We start from the raw sequence: 25,757 nt of genomic DNA, 5'->3' as shown, positions 1-25,757 counted from the left end.
TTCGGCGCGGTGTCAGCCCAGGGCGAGCACGATCAGGGCACCGGTCGCCGACGTCTCCGCCAGGGCGCCGAAGACGTCTCCGGTGACCCCGCCGAACCGTCGTACGCAGTGCCACAGCAGCAACTCCGCGGCGCCGAGCGCGAGGACGACGGCCGCCGTGCCCCGCACGGCGTCGGCCGCCCCGAGCGGCAGTCCGACGGCCGCCGCCCCGCACACCACGACGGCGGCGACGGCCCACGCGCGGCCGCGCGGCACCACCCCGGCGACGGCGGCGCCGAGCCCCTCGGGGCGGGCCGGCGGCACCCCGTCGCGGGCGGCCAGAGTGAGGGCGAGGCGCGCGACGGTCGCCGAGACGACGGCGGCGACGGCGCCGCGGGCCCACGACGCCTCGTACAGCTGGCAGAACACGGCCACCTGGGCGAGCAGCACGAAGAGCAGGGTGATGACGCCGAAGGGGCCGATGTCGGACTGCTTCATGATGCGCAGCGCGTCGTCGGCAGGCTTGGCGCTGCCGAGGCCGTCGGCGGTGTCGGCGAGGCCGTCGAGGTGCAGGCCGCGGGTGAGGGCGGCGGGCGTCGCGGCGGTCGCGGTGGCGGCGAGGAGCGGCCCCGCGCCGAGCGCCGTCAGGACGCCGCCGGCGCCCGCCGCGCAGACGCCGATCACCAGACCGGCGAGGGGCGCGCACTGCATGCCGCCGCGCGCGGCCTCGCGGTCCCAGCGGGTGACCCGGACGGGGAGCGCGGTGAGGGTGCCGAAGGCGAAGCGGATGCCGTCGGACGAGGGGGTTCTTGGCACCGGCGAAGGTTACCCGGGGCCGGTGCCCCGCCGGTCGGCACCCGGGTGCGGTGCGTCCGGCCGCCGCCGAGGATGGGGGCATGAACGACTGGTGGTACCGGAACGTCGTCGAGCCGGGGAAGCTGCCGCTGCTGCTCGCGCTGCTCTCCTTCGTGGCGTCGTTCGTCGTCACCAGGACCATCACGCGGCTGATCCGGGCGGGCAGGGGGCCGTTCCGGAACATCCGCACGGGCGACGTGCACGTCCACCACGTCGTGCCGGGGATCTTCCTCATGCTGGTCGGCGGGTTCTGGGCGGTGGCCGCGGGACGGCACGGCGCCGGGCCGCTGTACGCCGCCGTCATCTTCGGGCTCGGCGCGGGACTCGTGCTCGACGAGTTCGCGCTGATCCTCCATCTCGACGACGTGTACTGGAGCGAGCAGGGCCGCAAGAGCGTGGAGGTCGTGATGCTCACCGCCGCCCTGGTCGTCCTCGTGCTCACCGGCTTCACGCCGCTCGGCGTCAACGACCTGACGCCCGTCGAGCGGCAGAACCGCGCCCTGTTCGCCCTGAACGTCGGTGTCAACTGTGCCTTCGCCCTGATCGCGCTCCTCAAGGGCAAGCTGCGCACGGCCCTGATCGGCATGGTGATCCCGTTCGTCGCGCTGGTCGGCGCCGTCCGGCTCGCCCGGCCGGGATCGGCGTGGGCGCGGCGCTTCTACCGCAACCGGCACCGGGCACGCGCGCGTGCCGGGCTGCGGGCCTTCCACCACGACCGCCGCTGGACCGGTCCGCGCCGCAGGCTTCAGGACTGGATCGGCGGCTTCACGCCGGGCCCCTCGCCCTCCGAGCCCGACCCTTCGGAGCGTGTGCCGCCGCGCCGGTGACGTACCGCAGAGAGCACGCACAGCACGAGCACGGCGGCGATGGCGGCCAGGTGCTCCTTGCCGGCGAGATTGTCCTTGACCAGCACCTCGACGACCATCAGGGCGGTGACCAGGGCGGCGGTGAAGTACGCCCGGTAGCGCCAGCACACGAAGACGGCGAGGCCGACGACGGCCGCCGACGGGCCGGTGTCGACGACCTGGGCGTCGGACGCGGGGAGCCCGAAGGGGTTCCCGGGACCCCACTCGATGCCCACGCGCGCGTAGAGCGTGCCGGCGAGTGTGGCCGCGTACGCGATGAGGAGCGTCCGCCACCGGCCCAGGCAGATCTCCGCGATCCCGAAGACGATCAGGAGCTGGACGAGCGCGCCCCACACCGGCAGGTCGAGGGCGGGCACGAAGAGGGAGAGCGGGGTGCGGAGCAGGGCGAGCCGGAGCGGGTCCTCGGCCCGCACGCAGCCGATGTTCTGGACGAACTGGAAGCCCCACGGCTGGTTCTGCACGTACTGGAAGAGCGCCGTGAGGCAGACCGCCGCCAGCGTCATGGGCACGGCCCGCCACCGCCGGGCGGCCAGCGCGTCGCGCACGGTGGAGAAGAGCGGCCCCCACTCGGCGCGTGCGGAGCGGGCCAGGGCTCTCATCGTCTCGACTCCAGATGTCTGCGGTGCAGCCACTTCGGCAGGCCCGGCGCTTCCAGGAAGCCCTCCGCGCGGGCGGCCGCGATGCCGATGCGCGGCAGGTCGACGCTCTTCTCGAAGAGGAGGAAGCGGGGTTCCCAGATCGGCCGGTACTTGGCGTTGGCGCGGTAGAGGGACTCGATCTGCCACCACCGGGAGAAGAAGCTGAGCAGCGACCGCCACAGGCGGAGGACCGGGCCCGCGCCGAGCCGCGAGCCACGTTCGAAGACCGACCTGAACATCGCGAAGTTCAGTGACACCTGAGTGATCTTGATCTCGGGGGCGTGCTGCAGGAGTTCGATGACCATGAACTCCATCAGGCCGTTCTCGGAGTCGCGGTCACGCCGCATCAGGTCCAGGGAGAGCCCGTGCGGCCCCCACGGGACGAAGGAGAGCACCGCCCGCAACACGCCGTCGCCGTCCCGGCATTCGAGCATCACGCACCGCCCGTCCGCCGGATCGCCCAGCCGGCCGAGCGCCATGGAGAAGCCGCGCTCGGTCGCTCCGTCGCGCCAGTCGTCCGCGCGCTCCAAGAGGGTCGCCATCTCGTCGGCGGGGACGTCCTCGTGGCGGCGGATGCGGACCGTGTAGCCGGCGCGCTTCACCCGGTTGTACGCCTGCCGGACGGTACGCATGGCCCGCCCCTCCAGCGTGAACTCGGCCGTGTCGACGATCGCTTCGTCGCCCAGTTCGAGGGCGTCCAGGCCGTGCCGCGCGTAGATGGTGCCCGCCTCCTCGCTCGCGCCCATCACGGCGGGGATCCAGCCGTGTTCGCGCGCCTCGGCGAGCCACGGCTCGATCGCGCCGGGCCAGGCCTCCGGGTCGCCGATGGGGTCGCCGGAGGCCAGCGAGACGCCGCCGACGACGCGGTATGCGACCGCCGCCTTGCCGGTCGGTGACCACACGACGCTCTTCTCGCGGCGCAGCGAGAAGTACCCGAGGGAGTCACGGTCGCCGTGCCGGTCGAGCAGCGCGCGCAGCCTCTCCTCGTCGTCCTCGGTGAGCGGGTCCACGGCCCGGCGGGAGCGGAACGCCGCGTACAGCACCGCGCAGACCAGCAGCGCGCTGAGGACGTTGATGACGACATCGACCCAGCCGGGTGTGGCGATGCCCTCGAAGCGCTGGTCGTCGGCGGCCAGCGAGACGAGGCGCATGGTGCCGTAGCGCCAGCGCTCCAGGAAGGTCGAACGGTGGCCGTCGTGGGCGTTGTTGGTGGCGGTGACCAGCAGCGCCGCGAGCAGCGAGGTCACCAGGAGCCCGCCGACGGCGACGGCCGACGCCAGCTTCGGGTTGGCGCGGTCGCCCTTGGCGTAGAACTCGCGGCGGCCGGCGACCAGGGCCGCGACGAACGCGGCGGTCAGGGCCAGGGAGATCCAGTTCTGCGCGTGCGCGCGGATCTCCGGGAAGACCATCGCGAAGGCGAAGAGCAGCAGGAAGAGGCCGCCGAGCACGAGGTTGAGGATCCACGCGGCGCGCTTGCGGCGCCGCATGGTGATCGCGAGGAACAGCGTGAACGCCCCGGAGGCGAAGCCCGCGGTCAGCATGTACGGCGTGAAGTAGTTCTCCGTGTTGTGCTGCCGCAGGTCCTGCCCGAGGGAGAACCAGACCGCGCTCAGGAAGTTGACGAAGGCGACGGCCCGGAGATACCAGACCGTGAACCCCGCGGCGCGGCGCTGTATGACGGTGCGTGTTTCCTGTCGCCCGGCGACGACCTGCTCATCTCCCATGAAAAGGGATCATATGGGTCTTGGCCCATGGGGAATGATCAGGGATGATCCGGGGCTTCTGTGGCTTCTGTCCCCTGGGCGGCGGCCCGCTCGGGCAGCTCCGCCGAGAGCGCCGCCGCGGCCTGCACCAGCGGCAGGGCGAGCAGCGCTCCGGCACCCTCGCCGACCTTGACCCCGTGCGTCAGGAGCGGTTCCAGCGCCATCCGGTCGAGCGCCTTGGCCTGGGCCGGCTCCCCGCTGTCGTGCCCCGCGAGCCACCAGTCGGGCGCCCGGAAGGCGACCCGCTGGGCGACCAGCGCGGCGGCCGACGCCACCACGCCGTCGAGGATCACCGGCGTACGCCGTACCGCGCACTGCAGCAGGAAACCCGTCATCGCGGCGACGTCGGCGCCACCCACTGCGGCGAGCAGCTCAAGCTGGTCGCCGAGCACAGGGCGCGCCCGCCGCAGCGCGTCCCGCACCGCCGCGCACTTGCGCATCCACGCCAGGTCGTCGATGGGCTCCCCGCCCCGCCCCGTCACCACCGACGCGTCGGTCCCGCACAGGGCGGCGACCAGCGTCGCCGCGGGCGTCGTGCCGCCCACGCTCACATCGCCGAGCACGACCAGATCGGTGCCGGAGTCCGCCTCCTCGTCGGCGACGGCCATGCCCGCGCGCAGCGCCTGCTCCGCCTCTTCGGCGGTCAGCGCGTCCTCGATGTCGATACGCCCCGAACCGCGCCGCACCCGGTGCCCCGCGACCTCGGCGGGCAGTTCGTCCGGCGCGCAGTCGAGCGCCATGTCGACGACGCGGACGGGCACGTCGAGGCGGCGGGCGAGGACGGCCGCCGGGCTCTCGCCGGCCAGCACGGAACGCACGAGATCGGCGGCGCTCCCCGCGGGGCGCGCCGAGACGCCGAGTTCGGCCACCCCGTGGTCGCCCGCGAACAGCACCACGCGCGGCCGCTCGACCGGCCGCACCGGCACCGACGACTGGGCCGCCGCGAGCCACTCGCCGAGTTCGTCGAGTCGGCCCAGCGAGCCGGGCGGCACGGTCTGCCGCTCCCTGCGTTCCTCGGCGTCGCGGCGGACCCCGCCGTCGGGCCGCTCGATCAGGTCGGTGAAGTCGTCGAGATTCAGCGAGCTCATTCGCCGAACAGTACCGGGAGCGAGGGCGCCGCCGCTCGAACGCCCCTGCGGCCGGCGCCATGCGTAGCGTCACTACTTGTGGGGGAGTGTCCCTTTACGTTCCCGTTTGTATCGGCTTCCTCCAGGAGTACGCCCATGACCACGGACGCCGCCCGACAGGTCGCCGCCCGGCGCCCCGCCTACCTCGCCGAACTCGCCCAGGGCACCGAGCGGTTCCACGAGCCCCGCCGCACCGACTGCCCCTGGTGCGGCTCCGGGCGGCTGCGGACCAGGCTGCGCACCACCGACCTGGTCCAGCGCAAGCCGGGCAGCTTCCGGGTCGACCGGTGCGCGGATTGCGGCCACTGCTTCCAGAACCCCCGCCTCACCGCCGAAGGCCGGGACTTCTACCGCAGGGACCCGCGCTTCGGGCAGCTGTTCGGCGCGGCCGCGCGGGCGGGCACGAAGCGCCGGCTCGCCGGCGTCCGCGCGGTGCGGGCCTTCGACGAGCCCGAGTGCTGGCTCGACGTCGACACCGGCGCCGCGCACTTCCCCGCCCTGGCCAAGCAGGTCCTGCCCTACACGTCCTTCGACGGCACCGACCGGGGCCGCGGCGTCGCGGAGGGCGTGCGGCGCGGCCGCATCGAGGAAGGCCACCGCGGCACTCTCACGGGGCTCGCCGGCTCCCTCGCCGGCCGCTACGACGCGCTGAGCATGTTCCACTGCCTGCAACGCGGCCCGGACCCCCGCGCGGAACTCAGAGCCGCGAGAACCGTGCTGCGCCCCGGCGGCCACCTCCTCATCGAGGCCCCCGACCCCGAGTGCCGCTACGCCGGACTGCTCGGCAGATGGTGGCTCTCGTACCACCAGCCGCAGCACCTGCACCTCCTGCCGCTCGCCAACCTCCGCGCGGAACTGGAGCGGCTCGGCTTCACGGTCGTCGGCGTCGAGCGGCGCGCGGCACACGTACCGGTCGACCTGAGCGCGGCGGTCGCCCTCTTCCTCAACGCCCGCACCCCCGGACCCGACGTCCCCTGGCGCGCCAGGCCCGCCTCCCCGCTCCAGCTGACGCTGCGGCGGGCCGCACGGTGGGCGTCCGTCCCGCCGGTGGCACTCGCCCGCGCCCTCGACGTACTCCTGTCGCCCCTGCTCACCCGCGTCGGCTTCGCCAACACCTACCGTGTCGTCGCGCGCCGGGGCCCGGCGTAGGCAGCCCGGGCGGCGGCCCGGCCGCGGAGCCCGGGTCAGCCGCGCAACGTCAGGGCCTGGCCCGCCACCACGAGCAGCACGTGCTCGCACTCGGCGGCGAACGCCGTGTTCAGACGGCCCAGTTCGTCGCGGTAACGGCGGCCCGACGCGGTCGCGGGGACGATCCCGGAACCGACCTCGTTCGAGACGGCGACGACCGTACGCCGGGTGGCCCGCACCGCCCCCGCGAGCTCGGCGACACGGTCCCGCAACGCTCGCTCCCCGCCGCCCGCCCACTCGGCGTCGTCCCACGCCTTCACCTCGTCCATGACGTGGGTCAGCCACAGCGACAGGCAGTCGATGAGCAGCGGCGGCCCGCCCTGCGCGAGCAGCGGCACCAGGTCGCAGGTCTCGGCGGTCCGCCAGGAGCCGGGGCGCCGCTCCCGGTGCAGGCTGACCCGCTGGGCCCACTCGGTGTCACCGTTCCTGGTCCCGCCGGTCGCCACGTACAGCACGTCGGGGAAGGCCTCCAGGCGCCGCTCGGCCTCCACCGACTTGCCCGACCGCGCGCCGCCCAGGACGAGGGTGCGGCGCGGCACGTCCGGTACGTCCTCGTAGGCGCCGACCACCAGCGTCGACCCGTCCGGCACGGCCCGCGCCCCCACGGCGGCGAGCCGGCGCGTCAGCTCCCCGCCGGGCGGCGCCTCGTGGCCGATGTGCACCGCGAGCACGTCGGTGGTCGGCCCGACGGCCCCGGCCGCACGCAGCCGGGCGAGCCCGTCGGGCCGCCCGAGGACGTCACCGACGACCATCTCGTACGTCACCTGCCCGCCGTTCCCGTCGGCGAGCCCCGCGGGAGCCCCGCCCGGCGGCAGATACAGCAGCCGCTCCCCGTCCGGCCCCGTCACCTCGTACCCGGTGCCCGGCGCGTCCAGCGCCACCGCACGCACCCGGTGCCCGGTCAGCAGCGCCAACTCCCGCCCGTCCGCGACCCGCCCGGGCTGCGGCAGCCCCGCCGGGACCTCGACGGGCGGCCCGTCGTGCGGATGGGAGAGCAGCACCTGGCGGACTCCGCTCAGCGAGTGCCCGGCACGGGCGGCAGCGAAGGCCGCCCCGGGGGTGAGGTCGAGGAGCAGGACGCCGTCCACGAGAAGCGCGGTCGCGGCACGCGCCGCGTCACCGAGGGCGGTCGCGCAGACCGCGCAGGGGCAGTCGGGGAGGGGCAGCCCACCGGGGGCGCCGGTGCCGAGCAGAGTCAGTTCCACACGAAGATCCTCCCGCGTCGGGTCGAGCGCCGCGCGCCCGGCTAGGCTTCAAGCGGATTCAGGCGGATACCACACCGCCACGGGACCTCGGGAGGCTGACATGGCGGCATGGACGTGGCTGTTCGAGAAGGCGGACGGGACGGAGGTCCGGCCCGCGGTACAGCCCGAGGAGTTCACCACGCAGGGCGACGCGGAGTCCTGGGTCGGCGAGTACTGGAAGGAACTCGCCGAGGGCGGCGCCGACCAGGTGACCCTCTTCGAGGACACGAACAAGATCTACGGCCCGATGAGCCTGCACATGGAGGCCGCGGGGGAGGACGCCGAGGCTCCGGCTTAGGAGTGGGAGGCGCCCGCACCGCGGGCGCCTCCCCGTCGCGACCGCCGCTCTACATCTCCCCGAGCGTGACGTCCGCCGTCTTCTCGGCGTCGTCGCGCACGTACGTGACCCGCCTCTTCTGGCCGGGCTCGGCCGGAGCGAGGGCCTCGCTGAGCGAGTTGATGGTGGTGATCTCGTCGTCGCCGAGCCGCGTGATGATGTCCCCGGCCGTCAGCCCCGCCTTCGCCGCCGCGCCGCCCTCCTGGGTCTCGACGACGGCCACGCCCGCGGGCCGGTAGTCGTCACCGAGGACGGTACGGCCGGTGATGCCGAGTGCGGCCCGGCCCGAGTCGGTGACCCTGCCGCTCTCGATGATCTGGTCGGCGACGGTCTTCACCATCGAGGACGGGATCGCGAAGCCGATGCCGGGTGCGGCGCTGTCGCCCATCTGCGGATCGCTCGCGGCGAGCGTGGGGATGCCGATGACCTTCCCGTCGAGGTCGACGAGCGCGCCGCCGCTGTTGCCCGGATTGATCGCGGCTGAGGTCTGCACCATGTTGGCGATGGTGGCCCCGGTCCCGCCGCCCGAGCGGCCCTCGCTGACCGTCCGCCCGGTCGCCGACACGATGCCCTGCGTCACGCTGGACGACAGACCGAGCGGAGAACCCATGGCCAGCACGATCTGGCCGACCTCCGCCTTCGTGGAGTCGCCGAACTCCGCGGCCTTCAGCCCCTTGGGCACGTCACCCAGCTTGATGACGGCGAGGTCCTGCTCCGGATAGGCGGCCACCAGCTCGGCGGTCAGGGCCTCTTCGCCGGTCGCGGTCGTCACCTTGAAACGCTGCCCCTTGCCCACGACGTGGGCGTTGGTGACGATGTGCCCCTTGGTGTCGTAGACGACTCCGGAGCCGAGACCGTCGTCGGCGTCGATCTGGACGACGGACGGCAGAACGTTCTTGATCACCTTCTGGTAGTCCTCCTGCAGATCGTTCGCGGCGGCGGGCGCGGCCTGCGTGGTGGATCTGCCGGAGTCACCGGAGCTGGACCCGGACCCGGAACCGGACCCGGACCCCGATGAGCAGCCGCCGACGAGCGAGACGGCAGTGAGAACGGCGAGGAGGGACAGGGCGGCGGCGGACGGCACGGCACGCGTACGAGAGACACTCATGCCCCGAGTGTCGGTTTCGCCGAACGGCGTCGCCCTGACTTAGGGGGCCGAACAGGCGGCGCTCCCCAGGCTCCGGCCCCGCCTGGTCCCGCACCCAGGCTCCGCCTAGTCCCGCACCCCGCACAGATGCAGCAGCGCGGCGACCCGCCGATACGGATCGGTCCGCCCCGCACGCTCCTCCGCGGCGAGCAGCGCCTCCAGCTCCCGGTCCGGGGGGAGCGCCGCTCCGTCGGCCACGGTGTCCGTGAAGACCCGCACCCCGTACCAGGCCTGGAGCGGCGCGGCGAGCCCCGCCAGGGAGGAGGTCAGCGCGTCGAGCCGGTCCGCGCGGGCGTCGATCCCGAGCCGGTTGCGGTACGTGACGGAGTCGAAGGCGGCGAGCGCCCCCGCCCAGTCACCGGCGATGCCGGGCCGCATGGCCAGCGCCTCCGCGTTGCGCACGAGGAGCGAGAGCAGCCCTCCGGGTGCCAGCATCCGGGCGAGCCCGGCGAGGAGCGCGTCGGGCTCCTCCACGTACATCAGAACGCCGTGGCACAGCACCACGTCGAAGCTGCCGGGCATGAAGTGCACCCCGGTCTGGTGCCCGTCGCCCTCGACGATCCGCACCCGCCCCTGGATGCCCTCGGGCTCCTCGGCGAGCGCCGCGCGGGCGGCGGCGATCATGGCGGGGTCCTGCTCGACACCCGTCACCTTGTGCCCGGCACGGGCGAGCCGCAGCGCCTGCGTGCCCTGCCCCATGCCGACGTCGAGCACCCGCAGCCGCTGCCCCACGGGGAAGCGCCCCGCTATCTGCTCGTCGAGCTGCCGGGCCACCAGCTCCTGTCGCACGGCGTTGCGCAGGCCGCCCAGCTTCTCCAGCCAGGCCCCGGCGCCGCCGGTGAATCCGGTCAGGGCCGCTCTCCGCGCTTGACCTGCGGCTTGGGCAGCCGGAGACGGCGCATCTGGAGCGTGCGCATCAGGGCGTACGCGACGGCGCCCTTCGTGTTCTCACCCGGGAAGCGCTCCTTGAGGCGCTTCTTCAGGCGGAACGCGGTGGCGACCGAGTCCACGACGATCAGCACGATCACGACCAGCCAGAGCAGCAGCGAGATGTTCTGCAGCTGGGGGATCTGCACGATGCTCATGACCAGGATGATCACGGCGATCGGCAGGAAGAACTCGGCGACGCAGAAACGCGAGTCCACGAAGTCGCGCGCGAACTTGCGCACGGGACCCTTGTCACGGGCGGGCAGGAACCGCTCGTCACCGCTCGCCAGCGCCTCGCGCTGCTTCGCCATCTGGGCGCGGCGCTCGTCGCGCTGCCGCTTGGCGGCCTCCTTGCGCGACGTCGGCGTGTTCGTCACGCTGCGACGCTGCGACTGCGCCATGGCGCGCTTGGGGGTGGGGCGGCCCTTCGGGGCCTGCGGGTCACGGGGCTGGTTGGAGTCGGTCACCGGCGCCTGCGCGGCCGGGGCCTTCTCTTCCTTGGATCGGCTACGGAACACAAAAGCCAAGGGTACGGGGTGCGGGGGCATGGACGTCGGCCAGGCCGGGAACGATCCGGCAACACCGAGCGTCTTGATTTATGTGCCTAAGGGGACGTAGTAGGCGGTATGCGGCCGGTTCGGCGTCTGCCGCCCCTGACGGCCTCGGGGTCGGTTCACAGGGGTGCACCTACTCCTTACGCCGGAGCGGTGCCGGAGGCAGTCGTCCTTGGGGATGAGCGCATCCGCCCGCGAACAGTGCGGTAATGGATGCAGGGCCCGTACTGTGGGTTCTGAGCAGTACCTGGAGCTGGAAGTCCGTCAGAAGGGGGCGCGCGAAGCCCATGAGCGGTGTCATGAAGCGTATGGGGATGATCTTCCGCGCGAAGGCGAACAAGGCCCTTGACCGGGCCGAGGACCCGCGCGAAACCCTCGATTACTCGTACCAGAAGCAGTTGGAGCTGCTGCAGAAGGTGCGCCGCGGCGTTGCCGACGTGGCGACCTCCCGCAAGCGCCTCGAACTGCAGCTCACCCAGCTCCAGAAGCAGTCGTCCACCCTGGAGGACCAGGGCCGCAAGGCGCTGGCCCTCGGCCGCGAGGACCTGGCCCGCGAGGCCCTGTCCCGCCGCGCCGCGCTCCAGCAGCAGGTCACGGACCTGGAGACGCAGCACCAGACCCTCCAGGGCGAGGAGGAGAAGCTCACCCTCGCGGCGCAGCGCCTCCAGGCCAAGGTCGACGCCTTCCGCACCAAGAAGGAGACGATCAAGGCCACGTACACCGCGGCCCAGGCGCAGACCCGCATCGGCGAGGCCTTCTCCGGCATCTCCGAGGAGATGGGCGACGTCGGCATGGCGATCCAGCGCGCCGAGGACAAGACCGCGCAGCTCCAGGCGCGGGCCGGCGCGATCGACGAACTGCTCGCCTCCGGGGCCCTCGACGACTCCTCCGGACTGGCCAAGGACGACATCCAGACCGAGCTCGACCGCCTCTCCGGTGGTACAGATGTAGAGCTGGAACTGCAGCGCATGAAGGCGGAGCTCGCCGGGGGCACCGGCGGCGGACAGCAGGCGATCGAGGGCGGCCAGGGCCGGCCGCAGTCGCAGCAGCAGCCGCAGGACACCCCGCGCTTCGACAAGCAGTAGCAAGCAGTAGAAGCAGGAGCAACAGCCCTACGTACGTCCGAGGAGGGCGACATGATCGTACGGATCATGGGGGAGGGGCAGGTGAAGCTGGCCGACAGCCACTTCGCCGAACTCAACAAGCTGGACGACGAGCTGCTTGAGGAGATGGAGGGCGGCGACTCCGCCGGCTTCCGCCAGACACTGCACGAGCTCCTGGACAAGGTCCGGGAGCTCGGCGACCCCCTCCCGGACGACGCCCTGGAACCCTCCGAGCTGATCCTCCCGTCCCCGGACGCCACCTTGGACGAGGTCCGCACCATGCTGAACGACGACGGCCTGATCCCCGGCTAGTACGCATGGGCGCCCGGCAGGGGCGCCCTCCAGGGGCGCGGGGAACTGCGCGCCCAGCCACAACGCGCCCGCAGCCGACCCAGAACCCCGATGCCCGAGTTCTGGTCAGGGCCCCCGGCCAGCCCCCGTACCGTTTAGCGGGTGACCACTCTCGTACGAGGCCGCGGCTGGGCCAGAACACACCCGCTGGCGGTGGACGCGGTGCTCGCCTCCGCCGTCCTCGTCTGCATGGTCGTCGGCTCCTTCGCCGAGCCCTATGGAGAGCACGGCCCCACCTGGGGCACCCGCACCCCCGACATCCCGAGCGTCCTCCTGATGACGCTCGGCGCGCTCGCCCTCGTCTTCCGCCGCCGCGCCCCCTGGTCCGTACTGGCCGCGACCTGCGCCGCCTCCCTCGTCGAACTGCTCACCGGCGAGCCCCGCGCGCCCGTCGTGATGTGCGCCGTCATCGCGCTGTTCACCGTCGCCGCCAACACGGACCGCTCCACGACGTGGCGGATCGGCCTCGTCACCATGACGGGCCTCACCGGCGTCGCGATGCTCTCGGGCCCCCTGCCCTGGTACGCGCAGGAAAACCTCGGCATCTTCGCCTGGACCGGGATGGCCGCCGCCGCGGGCGACGCGGTGCGCAGCCGTCGCGCCTTCGTGGACGCCATAAGGGAGCGCGCCGAGCGGGCGGAGCGCACCCGGGAGGAGGAGGCCAGGCGCCGCGTAGCCGAGGAGCGGCTGCGCATCGCCCGGGATCTGCACGACGTGGTCGCCCACCACATCGCCCTGGTCAACGTGCAGGCCGGGGTCGCCGCGCACGTCATGGACAAGCGGCCCGACCAGGCCAAGGAGGCCCTCTCGCACGTACGGGACGCCAGCCGCTCCGCGCTCAACGAACTCCGCGCCACCGTCGGCCTGTTGCGGCAGACCGGCGACCCCGAGGCACCCACCGAGCCGGCGCCCGGCCTGCACCGCCTCGATGAGCTCGTCGAGACGTTCCGCAACGCAGGACTGCCCGTGGAGGTGGCCCTCGGCCAGGTCGGCCTCGACCTGGCGGCCGCCGTCGACCTTGCCGCGTTCCGCATCATCCAGGAGGCGCTGACCAACGTGCAGAAGCACGCGGGGAAGGACGCCAAGGCGGAGGTGAGCGTGGTCCGCGTCGGCCCGAACGTGGAGGTCACCGTCATCGACGACGGCCCGGGCCCCGGCAAGGGCGACGCGCAGAACACCGACGGCGGCGGCCACGGCCTGCTCGGCATGCGCGAACGCGTCACCGCCCTCGGCGGCAGCTGCTCGGCGGGACCCCGCTACGGCGGCGGCTTCCGCGTCCATGCGATCCTGCCCGTCACCACGGCAAAGGGAGGGACCGCGTGACGATCCGCGTACTGCTCGCCGACGACCAGGCGTTGCTGCGCAGCGCGTTCAAGGTGCTCGTCGACTCCGAACCCGACATGGAGGTGGTCGGCGAGGCGTCCGACGGCGCGGAGGCGGTCGAGCTCGCCAGGTCGGAGCGGGCCGACGTGGTCCTGATGGACATCCGGATGCCCGGCACGGACGGACTGGCCGCCACCCGCCTGATCAGCGCCGATCCCGCGCTGACGCATGTGCGCGTGGTGATGCTGACGACGTTCGAGGTCGACGAGTACGTGGTGCAGTCGCTGCGCGCCGGCGCCTCCGGGTTCCTCGGCAAGGGCGCGGAGCCCGACGAGCTGCTCGGCGCCATCCGGATCGCGGCGGCCGGCGAGGCGCTGCTCTCCCCGGTGGCCACCAAGGGGCTGATCGCCAAGTTCCTCGCGCAGGGCGAGGGCCTGGACGGTGACGCGCCGGTGGGCGGCGAGCGGCTCGACGCGCTCACCGGACGCGAGCGCGAAGTCCTCGTGCAGGTCGCGGGCGGCCATTCGAACGACGAGATCGCCGAGCGCCTGGAAGTCAGCCCGCTCACCGTGAAGACCCATGTGAACCGGGCGATGGCGAAGCTCGGCGCCCGCGACCGGGCCCAACTCGTCGTCATCGCGTACGAGTCGGGCCTGGTGCGGCCGCGGGTGGAGTAGGACCGAGGGCGGAGTAGGACCGAGGGCTACGGAAGCGCCAGCATCCGCTCCAGCGCCAGCTTCGCGAACTGCTCGGTCTCCCGGTCCACCTCGATCTGGTTGACGAGGTTGCCCTCGGCGAGGGACTCCAGGGTCCAGACCAGGTGCGGCAGGTCGATGCGGTTCATGGTCGAGCAGAAGCAGACCGTCTTGTCGAGGAAGACGATCTCCTTGTCCTCGGCGGCGAAACGGTTCGCCAGGCGGCGTACGAGATTCAGCTCGGTGCCGATGGCCCACTTGGAGCCGGCCGGTGCCGCCTCCAGGGTCTTGATGATGTGCTCGGTGGAGCCCACGTAGTCCGCCGCGGCGACGACCTCGTGCTTGCACTCCGGGTGCACCAGGACGTTCACACCGGGGATGCGGGCGCGCACGTCCTCGACGCTCTCCAGCGAGAAGCGTCCGTGCACCGAGCAGTGGCCGCGCCACAGGATCATCTTCGCGTCGCGCAGCTGCTCGGCGGTCAGCCCGCCGTTCGGCTTGTGCGGGTTGTAGACGACGCAGTCGTCCAGGGGCATCCCCATGTCGCGCACGGCGGTGTTGCGGCCCAGGTGCTGGTCGGGCAGGAAGAGCACCTTCTCCCCCTGCTCGAAGGCCCACTCCAGGGCGCGCTTAGCGTTCGACGACGTGCAGATCGTGCCGCCGTGCTTGCCGGTGAACGCCTTGATGTCCGCCGAGGAGTTCATGTACGAGACGGGGACGACCTGCTCGGCTATCCCGGCCTCCGTCAGCACGTCCCAGCACTCGGCGACCTGCTCGGCGGTGGCCATGTCGGCCATCGAGCAGCCGGCGGCCAGGTCGGGGAGCACGACCTTCTGGTCGTCCGTCGTCAGGATGTCCGCGGACTCGGCCATGAAGTGCACACCGCAGAAGACGATGTACTCGGCGTCCGGCCGGGCGGCGGCGTCGCGCGCCAGCTTGAAGGAGTCGCCGGTGACGTCCGCGAACTGGATGACCTCGTCGCGCTGGTAGTGGTGGCCCAGCACGAAGACCTTGTCGCCGAGCTTCTCCTTGGCGGCGCGGGCCCGCTCCACCAGGTCCGGGTCGGAGGGGGACGGCAGGTCGCCGGGGCACTCCACGCCGCGCTCGCTCTTCGGGTCGGCCTCGCGGCCGAGCAGCAGCAGCGCGAGGGGCGTGGGCTGGACGTCGAGGTCCACGAGGTTCGCGGGGGACTGGGCGGTGGTCACGGCACGCACCTTTTCTGATCTGACAGACGAACCTTTTCGTCTAATTGACGTTATCTATCATAACCGCTTCACGTCAGTTTGACGATGGCCATAGTGTCGATGTGACGCATTCGCCGTTCCCCGCTCCGCCCTCTCCCCGGGCGGCATGTGCGAGCATGAAGGGGTAAGGACGTAAGCGCTCGGCCCGGAATGAATCCGCGGCCCCGCCGGTTGCAACCGTCGGCAAGCAGTCTCCGTACAACCCGGGAGAGAAGCAGATGTCCGTATCGGACGAGACCACCACCGTGAGCGACGGCATCCTCCTGTCGGACGCCGCCGCGGCCAAGGTGAAGGGCCTCCTTGAGCAGGAGGGCCGGGACGACCTGGCGCTGCGCGTCGCCGTTCAGCCCGGCGGCTGCTCGGGCCTGCGCTACCAGCTGTTCTTCGACGAGCGCTCGCTCGACGGCGACGTCGTCAAGGACTTCGACGGCGTGAAGGTCGTCACCGACCGGATGAGCGCTCCTTACCTGGGCGGCGCCTCCATCGACTTCGTGGACACCATCGAGAAGCAGGGCTTCACGATCGACAACCCGAACGCCACCGGTTCCTGCGCCTGCGGCGACTCCTTCAGCTGAGCCTGTAGGCAGCACCCACGTACGAAGGCGGCGGCCCCCTGGATTCCAGGGGGCCGCCGCCTTCGCGCATGCGCGCTACTTCCGCCGCACCGTCCCGCCCGCGGCGTCGACGACCTCGCGGTCGCCCAGCGGCTCGTCGAGGGTGACCGTCTCCTTGAGCTCCTTGGCCACCATGATGCAGACGTCGCCCTTGCGCCCGGTCTCGGTCACCGTGACCGTCACGCGGTCGCCGTCCTCCCGGGCGGACGCGGCGTACTCACTGCACGCGCCGCCCCAGAAGTGCACGGTCAGCGACGTCCCGTCGGCGCTGTAGGACTCGACGCGCGCCTTGTCCGTGCCGCTCCTGTCGCCCTTGCCCGGCTTCTCGGTGGGCGTGGGCGTGCCCGGAGTGCTCGGCGACGTCAGGTACTTGGGCGCGACCGCCGGGTGCGTCACCGTGAAGGTGTCCCGCGCGCCCTGCGGCTTCATGTCGAACAGCCAGGACGGTACGAGGGTCTGCCTGCCGGCCACGAAGTGCGTCGCGAGGCCGAAGGTGGCGCCCTCGACGGCGACCGGCCGCGGCTTCGCAGGCGTCGATGACGGCTCGCACGGCGCCTGCTTCGAACCGCCGCCGCCCTCCGTCTTCGTGCTGTCGTCCATGTGCGGCACCGGGGTCGCACAGCCGCCGATGCCGACGCGGCCGTGGCCGTCGCTCGACGTGTTCAGCCGGTCCAGGGCCTCCCGGGCGCCGATCACCGGATACGTCGCACCCTTGACCGGCGCCTTCAACTGGCCGCTGCCGCCGACCACTTCGCCGTCCGTGCCGACCTGGATGCCGGTCGACCAGCCGTAGGTCGGCAGGCCGTCGATCCTCGGGTCGGCGTTCACGACGCGTACGGCACCCATGAGCTGGCGTGCGTCCAGCTTCGCGTCGTCCTGCCCGAGCGCCTTCAGGACCGGGGCGGCGGCGTCCTTGGCGGCCTTCTCGCCCACCGCGTCGCCCAGCTCGCCGTTGGGTGCGGTGCTGGAACAGGGCTTGCCCTTCGGGCAGTTGTCGGTGCCGCCGATGCCGTGCCTGGCGTAGGTCCAGGTGCCGGGCGCCTGCTTGTTCACCTGCAGCGAGGGCCCCGACCCGTCCTTGCCCTGGCCGACCCGCCAGGCGCCGTCCCGCGACGTCGGCGCCCCGGTCACCCCGAGCGCCTCGGCCAGCTCGATCACTTCGCTCCGGGTGACCTCACCGCGCGCGTGGTACACGGCGGCCGACTCCGGCCCCTCGGGCAGCTCGCCGGTCGCCCGGTACGTGGCGCCGCTCGGGTCGGGCTCGCCCGGCGCGATGCCGCCGGTGCCGCCTGTGCCGCTCCCGCCGTCGTTCTGCCGGTCGCCGGCCGGGTAGCCGTCCAGCGCGAGCGGCGGCGGGTCGCCGCCGTCCGCCGCGGGGGCGCCCTCGGTGCCGCCACCGCCGGACGCGCCCGACGCGAGGTACGCGCCACCGCCGCCGACCAGCAGCACGGTGGCCGCGACCGAGACGACGGCCAGCCGGGACCGTCGCCGCTGCGGCTCGGCCGCCTCATGAACGGATCGCTCGGTGCTCACCGCATCGCTCCTTCGACTGTGCTGCTGCTGTCCCAGGAATCCCACAGGTGGTTTCCACCGGCGGGCTTGTCGTATCCCGGTTCCCCTTTACGGGGGACGGCGATGGGACGCAGCGGGGGAGCGCACGGTTCCCTCGCGCGCGCCGGAGCTCCGGAGCCGGCCTCCGTCAGTCCCCGTACTCGGAGTCAGTCCCCGTACTCGGACATCTCGGAGAGCAGGTGGGCGGAGGCGGGCGGGACGCTGACCCCGTGGATCAGCGAGGGCGGCACGGGCGCGGCCGCGGCGACGGCGGGCACCACCCAGTGCGGCGCCATGCGGGCACAGTCCCCGCGCAGCGTCTCCATGCTCTCCGGGGCCTCCGCCGTGCGTGCGACGCGACGGTGCAGGACGACATCCTTCGGGATAACGGTCATAACGGCACCGTAGGCATGCGACCGCCCACGAAAAAAGCCCTACTATCGGGTAGTTTTGCCACTTCAGGGACGGTGCCTCTCCGGCACCTCGACCCGGTAGCGTGAACTGTCAATCCCCGCCTCTCCTCCACAGGAGCATCCAGCCGTGCGTATTGCAGTCACCGGCTCCATCGCCACCGACCACCTGATGACCTTCCCCGGCCGCTTCGCCGACCAGCTGGTCGCCGATCAGTTGCACACGGTCTCCCTCTCCTTCCTCGTCGACGCCCTCGACGTCCGCAGGGGCGGCGTCGCCGCCAACATCACCTTCGGCATGGGGCAGCTCGGCACCCACCCGATCCTGGTCGGCGCCGCCGGCTCCGACTTCGACGAGTACCGGGCCTGGCTCGACCGGCACGGCGTGGACACCGCATCGGTCCGGATCTCCGAGACCCTGCACACCGCGCGCTTCGTCTGCACCACGGACGCCGACCACAACCAGATCGGCTCCTTCTACACGGGCGCGATGAGCGAGGCCCGCCTCATCGAGCTGAAGACGGTGGCCGACCGCGTCGGCGGCCTCGACCTCGTCCTGATCGGCGCCGACGACCCCGAGGCGATGCTCCGCCACACCGAGGAGTGCCGTACCCGCGAGATCCCCTTCGCCGCCGACTTCTCCCAGCAGATCGCACGCATGGAGGGCGAGGAGATCCGCACGCTCCTCGACGGCGCGACGTACCTCTTCTCGAACGAGTACGAGAAGGGGCTCATCGAGTCCAAGACGGGCTGGACCGACGCCGAGATCCTCTCCAGGGTCGGCCACCGCGTGACGACCCTCGGCTCGCGGGGCGTCCGCATAGAGTCCGTCGGCCAGGACCCGATCGAGGTCGGCGTCCCGGAGGAGGAGGCGAAGGTCGAGCCGACCGGCGTCGGCGACGCGTTCCGCGCGGGCTTCCTCTCCGGCCTCGCCTGGGGCGTCTCCCACGAGCGCGCGGCGCAGGTCGGCTGCATGCTCGCCACCCTCGTCATCGAGACCGTCGGCACGCAGGAGTACGAGCTGCGCCGCAGCAACTTCATGGACCGCTTCACCAAGGCGTACGGCCACGCGGCCGCCGCGGAGGTCCAGCCGCACCTCGTTTGACGCTCACGAGCTCCGGCGGACCACGTACGCGACACCGCGGTCCGCCGGCCGCTCGCCCACGTACTCCTGCCCCTGCGTCCAGCACCACGCCGGGATGTCGACCGCCGCGACCTCGTCGTCGGCGAGCACGGTGACGGTGCCGCCCACCCGCACCCCGCCGATCGCCTTGGCCAGCTCGATGACCGGCAGCGGGCAGCTCATCCCGAGCGCGTCGACCGTCACGGCCTCCGCCTCCCCGCTCCCGCCCCCCACCGGCGCCCCCAGGGTCTCCCGCACCCCGCGCACCACCCCGGGCAGCACATCGAGGAACCGCTCGACGTCCGCCTCCTCCGCCCCGAGCGGCAGCGAGACCCGTACGTTCCCCTCACTGACCACCCCCATGGCGCGCAGCACATGGCTCGGCGTCAGCGTCGAACTCGTGCACGACGACCCCGACGACACGGAGAAACCGGCCCGGTCGAGCTCGTGCAGCAGGGTCTCCCCGTCGACATAGAGACAGGAGAAGGTGACGAGGTGCGGAAGGCGCCGCACCGGATCGCCCACCACCTCCACCTCCGGCACGAGCCCGGGCACCCGCGCCCGGATCCGCTCCGTCAGCTCCCGCAGCCGCGCCCCCTCGGCGACGGCCTCGGCCCGCACCGCCCGCAGCGAAGCCGCCGCCGCCACGATGGCCGGGATGTTCTCGAACCCCGCGGCGCGCCCGGACTCCCGCTCGTCGACGGGACCCCGCACGGCGAACCGCACCCCTTTACGTACGACAAGAAGCCCGACACCCGCGGGACCGCCCCACTTGTGGGCACTCCCGGTCAGCAGCGACCAGTCCCCGTCGACGGTCCCCCACGCCAGCGACTGCGCGGCGTCCACGAGCAGCGGCACCCCGGCGGCCCGGCAGACCGCCGCCACCTTCGCGACCGGCTGCTCGGTGCCGACCTCGTGGTTGGCGGACTGCAGACAGGCGAGCGCGGTGTCCGCGCGCAGCGCGGCGGCGTACGCGTCCGGGCTCACCGCGCCGCCCCGGTCCACCGCCACCTCGGTCACTGCCCCACCGTCGGACGCGTGGGCCTCCGCCGAATGGAGCACCGACGAGTGTTCGACGGCCGACACGATCAGGTGGCGTCCGACGCGCCGACGGCCGGCGAGCGCCCCCGCGATCCCCGCGTGCACGGCACGGGTCCCGGACGAGGTGAAGACGAGCTCGTCGGGCCGACACCCCACGGCCTCGGCGGCCGCCTCCCGCGCGGCATCCAGCAGCAGCCGCGCCCGCCGCCCCTCGCGATACAGCCGCGCCGGATCGGCCCACCCCTCGTCCAGGGACGCGTGCAGCGCCTGCCGTGCGACGGGATGAAGAGGAGCGGAGGAAGCAACATCGAAGTAGGCCACACGCCAACGCTAAGACGTCAGCTCACCGAGACACTCCGGGGGAGCGCCCGAGGGAGCCGCCCCGCAAGGGGCGCTCCCCAGGGGCGCGGGGAACTGCGCGACAAGCCCCCACCGGCCCGCACCCGCGGACCAACAGATTCCGCCGAGCCGGTGGGCGCCCCAAAGCCCCGTCAGAAAGCCTCCGACGGGGGCCCGTCCCACCCTTCGGAGTGACCCGCGGCGCGTTAGGCACCCTCCCCGCGCGACCCCAAATAGCGTCCAGTAGGGTTTGGTCCGCATAAACATCCAAACCCCTGCCCGACGCAGGGCGGCGACCTACCAGCGTGAAGGCCGCAGCCGACCGCGCGGGCGAGACTCTCGGGAAGGCGCTACGTGAGTCCCAACGGCTCCGACCGCTCGTCGCGGCGCCCGATGCGGCGGAAGCTGCCGCAGGTGCTGACTGCGGGCCTGATCCTGGCGACCGCCACCGGTTGCACATACAAGGATTTCCCCCGCCTTGGAATGCCCACCCCGGTAACGGAAGAGGCTCCGCGGATTCTCTCCCTCTGGCAGGGCTCGTGGGCGGCAGCGCTCGCCACGGGCGTCCTGGTCTGGGGCCTGATCCTGTGGAGCGTCATCTTCCACCGGCGCAGCCGCACCAAGGTGGAAGTACCGGCGCAGACGCGTTACAACATGCCCATCGAGGCGCTGTACACCGTGGTGCCTCTCATCATCGTCTCGGTGCTCTTCTACTTCACGGCACGTGACGAGTCGAAGCTCCTCAAGCTCGAAGACAAGCCGGCCCACACGGTCAACGTGGTCGGCTATCAGTGGAGCTGGGGCTTCAACTACATCGAGGACGTTCCGGGTTCCGACAAGGACGACGCCAAGACGTCCAAGGACCTGGAAGCCATTCCGGACCGTTTCCGCAAGGACTTCCCGGCCAACGCCGGCGGTGTCTACGAGGTCGGCACGCCCGGCGAGCGGAACCCCCAGAACGGCAACCCCGGCCCGACCCTCTGGCTCCCCAAGGGCGAGAAGGTCCGTTTCGTTCTGACTTCGCGTGACGTCATCCACTCCTTCTGGGTGGTGCCGTTCCTCATGAAGCAGGACGTCATCCCGGGTCACACCAACGCCTTCGAGGTGACTCCGAACAAGGAGGGCACCTTCATGGGCAAGTGCGCCGAGCTCTGCGGCGTCGACCACTCCCGGATGCTCTTCAACGTCAAGGTCGTCTCTCCCGAGCGCTACAAGCAGCACCTCGAGGACCTCGCGAAGAAGAACCAGACCGGTTACATCCCGGCCGGCATCGAGCAGACGGGCCACGAGAAGAACCGGGAGACGAACAACCTGTGAGCATCCTCAACGAACCCCAGGGTGCCGCGGCAGCACCAACCGACTCATACGAGAACGAGCTGCCGGTTCGGCGCAAGCAGCCGGGAAACGTCGTCATCAAGTGGCTGACCACCACTGACCACAAGACGATCGGCACGCTCTATCTGGTCACGTCGTTCGCGTTCTTCTGCATCGGCGGTGTGATGGCGCTCTTCATGCGCGCCGAGCTCGCCCGCCCGGGTACGCAGATCATGTCGAACGAGCAGTTCAACCAGGCGTTCACGATGCACGGCACGATCATGCTGCTGATGTTCGCGACGCCGCTGTTCGCCGGTTTCGCGAACTGGATCATGCCGCTGCAGATCGGTGCGCCCGATGTGGCCTTCCCGCGGCTGAACATGTTCGCCTACTGGCTGTACCTGTTCGGCTCGCTGATCGCGGTCGGCGGGTTCCTCACCCCGCAGGGCGCGGCCGACTTCGGCTGGTTCGCCTACAGCCCGCTCTCGGACGCGGTCCGCTCGCCGGGCATCGGCGCGGACATGTGGATCATGGGTCTGGCGTTCTCCGGCTTCGGCACGATCCTGGGCTCGGTCAACTTCATCACCACCATCATCTGCATGCGCGCGCCGGGCATGACGATGTTCCGCATGCCGATCTTCGTGTGGAACGTGCTGCTGACCGCGGTGCTGGTGCTGCTGGCCTTCCCGGTCCTGGCCGCCGCGCTGTTCGCCCTGGAGGCGGACCGCAAGTTCGGTGCGCATATCTTCGACGCGGCCAACGGCGGCGCGTTGCTGTGGCAACACCTCTTCTGGTTCTTCGGCCATCCAGAGGTGTACATCATCGCCCTGCCGTTCTTCGGCATCATCTCCGAAGTCATTCCGGTCTTCTCCCGCAAGCCGATGTTCGGCTACATGGGTCTGATCGGCGCGACCATCGCGATCGCGGGTCTGTCGGTGACGGTGTGGGCCCACCACATGTATGTCACCGGTGGCGTGCTGTTGCCGTTCTTCTCCTTCATGACGTTCCTCATCGCCGTGCCAACGGGTGTGAAGTTCTTCAACTGGATCGGCACGATGTGGAAGGGGTCCCTGAGTTTCGAGACCCCGATGCTGTGGGCGGTCGGCTTCCTGATCACCTTCACCTTCGGCGGTCTGACGGGCGTCATCCTGGCCTCGCCGCCGATGGACTTCCACGTCTCGGACTCGTACTTCGTGGTGGCGCACTTCCACTACGTGGTGTTCGGCACCGTCGTCTTCGCGATGTTCTCCGGCTTCCACTTCTGGTGGCCGAAGTTCACCGGCAAGATGCTCGACGAGCGCCTGGGCAAGATCACCTTCTGGACGCTGTTCGTCGGCTTCCACGGCACCTTCCTCGTCCAGCACTGGCTGGGTGCCGAGGGCATGCCGCGCCGGTACGCGGACTACCTCCACGCCGACGGCTTCACCGCGCTGAACACGATCTCGACGATCTGCTCGTTCCTGCTCGGCCTGTCGATCCTGCCGTTCTTCTACAACGTCTGGAAGACGGCCAAGTACGGCAAGAAGATCGAGGTCGACGACCCGTGGGGCTACGGCCGTTCGCTGGAGTGGGCGACGTCCTGCCCGCCCCCGCGGCACAACTTCATCACCCTGCCGCGCATCCGCTCGGAATCGCCGGCGTTCGACCTGCACCACCCTGAGATCGCGGCGCTCGGCCACATCGAGAACGACGGGCAGAAGGACACCGCGCTGTTCGGCGGCGACAAGGAGGCCGCGAAGTGAAGATCCAGGGCAAGATGTTCATCTGGCTGAGCGTCTTCGTCCTCGCCATGGCGATCGTCTATGGCGTGTGGTCGAAGGAGCCGGCCGGTACCACGGCGCTCTTCCTGGCCTTCGGCCTGTGCATCATGATCGGCTACTACCTGGCCTTCACGGCCCGGCGGGTCGACGCCTCCGCACAGGACAACAAGGAGGCCGACGTCGCGGACGAGGCCGGCGAGGTGGGCTTCTTCAGCCCGCACAGCTGGCAGCCGCTCTCCCTGGCCGTCGGTGGCGCGCTCGCCTTCATGGGCGTCGTCTTCGGCTGGTGGCTGCTGTACTTCTCGGCCCCGATCATCCTGATCGGCCTGTGGGGCTGGGTGTTCGAGTACTACCGCGGCGAGAACCAGACCCAGTGAGTCTGTAGTTCGCGCTCCGCATCCGAAGGGCCCGGACACTCCGAGAGGAGCGTCCGGGCCCTTCGGCGTACGCGACACTCCCTCGAACGGGTCAACTCGGCGCGCCGAACCTGATGAACCTTCATACCGTGTGTTTATGAGCCACTCTCCGCGAATCCGCACGGTACTGAGCTGCACGATGCTGGTCACCGCCCTCGGCGCGGGAGTCACGGCATGCGGTACCTCCGACGGCCACCCGCTCTCGGCGCAGCCGTACGACGCGGCCGGCCAGATCGCCTTCAACGGCCCGGTGGGCAGTAAGAAGGCGGACCCGGACAAGCCCTTGGAGGTCACCGCCCAGGGCGAGGACGGACGCATCACCGATGTGACGGCCACCGACGCCATGGGGCGGTACGTGGCGGGTGAACTCTCGGCGGACGGCGCCCGGTGGCACAGCACCACCCCACTGGCGGCAGGGGCCCACTACACCGTGCGGGTGAGCACGGAGGACGACGAGGGGTCGCCGGGCCGCAAGGTCCTCACCTTCGCCACCGACACGCCCGACAAGAAGAAGCGGCTGAACGTCACCTTCGGCCCCGAGTCGGGCAAGTACGGCGTCGGCCAGCCGGTCACGGCCACTCTCAGCGCCCCGGTGAAGGGCAAGGAGGCCAGAGCGACCGTCGAACGCGCCCTCAAGGTCCGCTCGGTACCCGCCACGGAGGGAGCCTGGCACTGGGTGGACAGCGAGACGCTGCACTACCGCCCGAAGGAGTACTGGCCCACGGGCGCGACCGTCCACGTCTCCAGCAACCTCGAAGGCCTCAAGGTCAAGGACAAGCTCTGGGGCGGCGAGGCCAAGCCGCTCAAACTGACCATCGGCGACCGCATCGAGGCCGTGACGGACGCCTCCTCGCACTACATGACGGTCTACCGCAACGGCGAGCAGATCAACTCCATCCCGGTGACCACCGGAAAGCCCGGCTACTCCACGCGCAACGGCGTCAAGGTGGTGCTGGGCAAGGAGTACTCCGTACGCATGACCAGCGCCAGCATCGGCGCGTCGGACTTCTACGACAAGATGGTCTACTACGCGACACGGGTGACCGACTCCGGCGAGTACGTGCACGCCGCGCCCTGGTCGGTGGGTTCGCAGGGCGCCGCGAACACCAGCCACGGCTGCACCGGCATGAGCACGGGGAACGCCGCCTGGTTCTACGAGACCGTCCGGCAGGGCGACCTCGTCACGGTCATCAACAGCAACGGCGAGGACATGCCGGCGTTCGGCAACGGCCTCGGCGACTGGAACATGGGCTGGAAGAAGTGGCGCGAGGGCAGCGCGCTGCTCACGGGGGCCAAGGAAGGCCCCGCGGCGGCCGACGCGGCCAGGCTGCGGCCGCGGGTCTGACGGCCCGGCAGAGAGCCCCTCAGAGGCGCACGAGAAGGGCCCGCGCCGTGGCGCGGGCCCTTCTCACGGATCATCGGTGGCCCCTCAGGCCTCCACGGGCGTCCTGGTGCGCAGCAGGGCGGCCAGGGCCTGCGCGAACTCCACCGGATCGACCGGCAGGGTCACCGCGGCCTCGGCCCGGCTCCAGGTGGCCAGCCAGGCGTCCTGCGGGCGCCCGATGAGCAGCAGCACGGGCGGCGACTGGAAGACCTCGTCCTTGATCTGGCGGCAGACACCCATGCCGCCGGGCGCCGACTCGCCGTCCAGCACACAGACGTCGACGCCGCCCCGGTCGAGCTCCTTGATGACCGCGTGCGGCGTCGCGCACTCGATGAACTGGACCTGGGGAACGTCGGCGGCCGGCCTGCGGCCGGTGGCCGACCGGACTTGCTCGCGGGTGCTCGCGTTGTCGCTGTAGACCAGCACCGTGGCGGTCGGCTGCATTGTTCCTCCGCATCGTTGAG

At 71.4% G+C, this 25,757-nt stretch carries 26 protein-coding genes; 13 read left to right on the top strand and 13 right to left on the bottom strand.

Annotated features, from left to right (window positions below; all coding sequences use genetic code 11):
- Nucleotides 1-12: 12 nt before the first annotated feature.
- Nucleotides 13-795, bottom strand: a complete 783-nt coding sequence (locus AB0H82_RS28660; protein WP_362997708.1) for an adenosylcobinamide-GDP ribazoletransferase — start codon at nt 793-795, stop codon at nt 13-15.
- An 80-nt stretch (nt 796-875) separates the two neighbouring features.
- Between AB0H82_RS28660 and AB0H82_RS28655 the strand changes: the two genes are divergently transcribed.
- Complete coding sequence (locus AB0H82_RS28655; protein ID WP_362997706.1) at nt 876-1,661, top strand: hypothetical protein; 786 nt, start codon at nt 876-878, stop codon at nt 1,659-1,661.
- On the opposite strand, the gene AB0H82_RS28650 is transcribed toward AB0H82_RS28655, so the two are convergent.
- Genes AB0H82_RS28650 through cobT form a run of 3 tightly spaced genes read right to left on the bottom strand, consistent with a single transcriptional unit; the run spans nt 1,580 to nt 5,189 of the window.
- A complete protein-coding gene (locus AB0H82_RS28650) occupies nt 1,580-2,299 on the bottom strand; it encodes a hypothetical protein (protein ID WP_362997704.1) in 720 nt (239 codons plus the stop codon). The two genes, AB0H82_RS28655 and AB0H82_RS28650, sit on opposite strands and share 82 nt — an antisense overlap.
- Nucleotides 2,296-4,062, bottom strand: a complete 1,767-nt coding sequence (locus tag AB0H82_RS28645) for a phosphatidylglycerol lysyltransferase domain-containing protein (protein WP_362997702.1) — start codon at nt 4,060-4,062, stop codon at nt 2,296-2,298. The genes AB0H82_RS28650 and AB0H82_RS28645 overlap by 4 nt, the downstream gene beginning before the upstream one ends.
- A gap of 38 nt (nt 4,063-4,100) precedes the next feature.
- Nucleotides 4,101-5,189, bottom strand: coding sequence for a nicotinate-nucleotide--dimethylbenzimidazole phosphoribosyltransferase (cobT, locus tag AB0H82_RS28640; RefSeq protein WP_362997700.1), 1,089 nt, complete (start codon nt 5,187-5,189; stop codon nt 4,101-4,103).
- Between the two features lie 135 nt (nt 5,190-5,324).
- On the opposite strand from cobT, the gene AB0H82_RS28635 reads away from it, so the two are divergent.
- The gene (locus tag AB0H82_RS28635) at nt 5,325-6,377 is read left to right on the top strand and encodes a class I SAM-dependent methyltransferase (protein ID WP_362997698.1); all 1,053 of its coding nucleotides are present in this window, start codon (nt 5,325-5,327) and stop codon (nt 6,375-6,377) included.
- A gap of 35 nt (nt 6,378-6,412) precedes the next feature.
- Here the strand turns inward: AB0H82_RS28635 and AB0H82_RS28630 are convergent, their stop codons facing one another.
- Nucleotides 6,413-7,621: a bifunctional adenosylcobinamide kinase/adenosylcobinamide-phosphate guanylyltransferase gene (locus AB0H82_RS28630; RefSeq protein WP_362997696.1), complete on the bottom strand. Its 1,209-nt coding sequence runs from the start codon at nt 7,619-7,621 to the stop codon at nt 6,413-6,415.
- A 100-nt stretch (nt 7,622-7,721) separates the two neighbouring features.
- Between AB0H82_RS28630 and AB0H82_RS28625 the strand changes: the two genes are divergently transcribed.
- Nucleotides 7,722-7,958, top strand: coding sequence for a hypothetical protein (locus tag AB0H82_RS28625; protein ID WP_362997694.1), 237 nt, complete (start codon nt 7,722-7,724; stop codon nt 7,956-7,958).
- A gap of 49 nt (nt 7,959-8,007) precedes the next feature.
- On the opposite strand, the gene AB0H82_RS28620 is transcribed toward AB0H82_RS28625, so the two are convergent.
- The 3 genes from AB0H82_RS28620 to AB0H82_RS28610 all read right to left on the bottom strand — a co-directional run bounded on the left by AB0H82_RS28620 (nt 8,008) and on the right by AB0H82_RS28610 (nt 10,619).
- Nucleotides 8,008-9,105 (bottom strand): trypsin-like peptidase domain-containing protein, encoded by a 1,098-nt coding sequence (locus AB0H82_RS28620; RefSeq protein WP_362997692.1) that lies wholly within the window; start codon nt 9,103-9,105, stop codon nt 8,008-8,010.
- 105 nt (nt 9,106-9,210) lie between these two features.
- On the bottom strand, nt 9,211-9,918 hold the full coding sequence (locus AB0H82_RS28615) for a class I SAM-dependent methyltransferase (protein ID WP_362997789.1): 708 nt from the start codon (nt 9,916-9,918) through the stop codon (nt 9,211-9,213).
- A gap of 74 nt (nt 9,919-9,992) precedes the next feature.
- Entirely contained in the window at nt 9,993-10,619 is a 627-nt protein-coding gene (locus AB0H82_RS28610) for a DUF3043 domain-containing protein (RefSeq protein WP_362997690.1), read from the bottom strand.
- A gap of 293 nt (nt 10,620-10,912) precedes the next feature.
- On the opposite strand from AB0H82_RS28610, the gene AB0H82_RS28605 reads away from it, so the two are divergent.
- The 4 genes from AB0H82_RS28605 to AB0H82_RS28590 all read left to right on the top strand — a co-directional run bounded on the left by AB0H82_RS28605 (nt 10,913) and on the right by AB0H82_RS28590 (nt 14,079).
- Nucleotides 10,913-11,710 (top strand): PspA/IM30 family protein, encoded by a 798-nt coding sequence (locus AB0H82_RS28605; RefSeq protein WP_362997688.1) that lies wholly within the window; start codon nt 10,913-10,915, stop codon nt 11,708-11,710.
- A gap of 51 nt (nt 11,711-11,761) precedes the next feature.
- Nucleotides 11,762-12,040: a hypothetical protein gene (locus AB0H82_RS28600; protein ID WP_362997686.1), complete on the top strand. Its 279-nt coding sequence runs from the start codon at nt 11,762-11,764 to the stop codon at nt 12,038-12,040.
- A 141-nt stretch (nt 12,041-12,181) separates the two neighbouring features.
- Entirely contained in the window at nt 12,182-13,402 is a 1,221-nt protein-coding gene (locus AB0H82_RS28595; protein ID WP_362997684.1) for a histidine kinase, read from the top strand.
- Nucleotides 13,399-14,079, top strand: coding sequence for a response regulator transcription factor (locus AB0H82_RS28590; RefSeq protein ID WP_362997682.1), 681 nt, complete (start codon nt 13,399-13,401; stop codon nt 14,077-14,079). The genes AB0H82_RS28595 and AB0H82_RS28590 overlap by 4 nt, the downstream gene beginning before the upstream one ends.
- A 26-nt stretch (nt 14,080-14,105) precedes the next feature.
- On the opposite strand, the gene nadA is transcribed toward AB0H82_RS28590, so the two are convergent.
- A complete protein-coding gene (gene nadA / locus AB0H82_RS28585) occupies nt 14,106-15,302 on the bottom strand; it encodes a quinolinate synthase NadA (protein ID WP_362997680.1) in 1,197 nt (398 codons plus the stop codon).
- A gap of 257 nt (nt 15,303-15,559) precedes the next feature.
- Here nadA and AB0H82_RS28580 point away from each other — a divergent pair, with 257 nt between their 5' ends.
- A complete protein-coding gene (locus AB0H82_RS28580; protein WP_030933606.1) occupies nt 15,560-15,916 on the top strand; it encodes an iron-sulfur cluster assembly accessory protein in 357 nt (118 codons plus the stop codon).
- A 75-nt stretch (nt 15,917-15,991) separates the two neighbouring features.
- Here the strand turns inward: AB0H82_RS28580 and AB0H82_RS28575 are convergent, their stop codons facing one another.
- On the bottom strand, nt 15,992-17,488 hold the full coding sequence (locus AB0H82_RS28575) for a hypothetical protein (protein WP_362997678.1): 1,497 nt from the start codon (nt 17,486-17,488) through the stop codon (nt 15,992-15,994).
- Between the two features lie 185 nt (nt 17,489-17,673).
- Entirely contained in the window at nt 17,674-17,901 is a 228-nt protein-coding gene (locus AB0H82_RS28570) for a hypothetical protein (RefSeq protein ID WP_362997797.1), read from the bottom strand.
- Between the two features lie 145 nt (nt 17,902-18,046).
- Here AB0H82_RS28570 and AB0H82_RS28565 point away from each other — a divergent pair, with 145 nt between their 5' ends.
- Complete coding sequence (locus tag AB0H82_RS28565) at nt 18,047-19,021, top strand: carbohydrate kinase family protein (protein WP_362997676.1); 975 nt, start codon at nt 18,047-18,049, stop codon at nt 19,019-19,021.
- Between the two features lie 3 nt (nt 19,022-19,024).
- On the opposite strand, the gene AB0H82_RS28560 is transcribed toward AB0H82_RS28565, so the two are convergent.
- Nucleotides 19,025-20,401, bottom strand: coding sequence for an aminotransferase class V-fold PLP-dependent enzyme (locus tag AB0H82_RS28560; RefSeq protein WP_362997674.1), 1,377 nt, complete (start codon nt 20,399-20,401; stop codon nt 19,025-19,027).
- 372 nt (nt 20,402-20,773) lie between these two features.
- Between AB0H82_RS28560 and coxB the strand changes: the two genes are divergently transcribed.
- From coxB to AB0H82_RS28540, 4 genes are all read left to right on the top strand, one after another.
- Entirely contained in the window at nt 20,774-21,736 is a 963-nt protein-coding gene (gene coxB, locus AB0H82_RS28555) for a cytochrome c oxidase subunit II (RefSeq protein ID WP_362997672.1), read from the top strand.
- Nucleotides 21,733-23,475, top strand: coding sequence for a cytochrome c oxidase subunit I (gene ctaD, locus AB0H82_RS28550; protein ID WP_362997670.1), 1,743 nt, complete (start codon nt 21,733-21,735; stop codon nt 23,473-23,475). Before coxB ends, ctaD begins: the two co-directional genes overlap by 4 nt.
- A complete protein-coding gene (locus tag AB0H82_RS28545) occupies nt 23,472-23,870 on the top strand; it encodes a cytochrome c oxidase subunit 4 (protein ID WP_055566237.1) in 399 nt (132 codons plus the stop codon). The genes ctaD and AB0H82_RS28545 overlap by 4 nt, the downstream gene beginning before the upstream one ends.
- Nucleotides 23,871-24,006: 136 nt before the next feature.
- Nucleotides 24,007-25,254, top strand: coding sequence for an Ig-like domain-containing protein (locus AB0H82_RS28540; RefSeq protein WP_362997668.1), 1,248 nt, complete (start codon nt 24,007-24,009; stop codon nt 25,252-25,254).
- Between the two features lie 84 nt (nt 25,255-25,338).
- Here the strand turns inward: AB0H82_RS28540 and AB0H82_RS28535 are convergent, their stop codons facing one another.
- A complete protein-coding gene (locus tag AB0H82_RS28535; protein ID WP_362997666.1) occupies nt 25,339-25,737 on the bottom strand; it encodes a hypothetical protein in 399 nt (132 codons plus the stop codon).
- Between the last annotated feature and the right edge of the window lie 20 nt (nt 25,738-25,757).

It is taken from the genome of Streptomyces sp. NPDC050732, assembly GCF_040654255.1.
GTDB lineage: Bacteria > Actinomycetota > Actinomycetes > Streptomycetales > Streptomycetaceae > Streptomyces.
The sequence above is the reverse complement of the archived record's forward strand: the minus strand, read 5'-3'. Positions and strand labels throughout refer to the sequence as shown.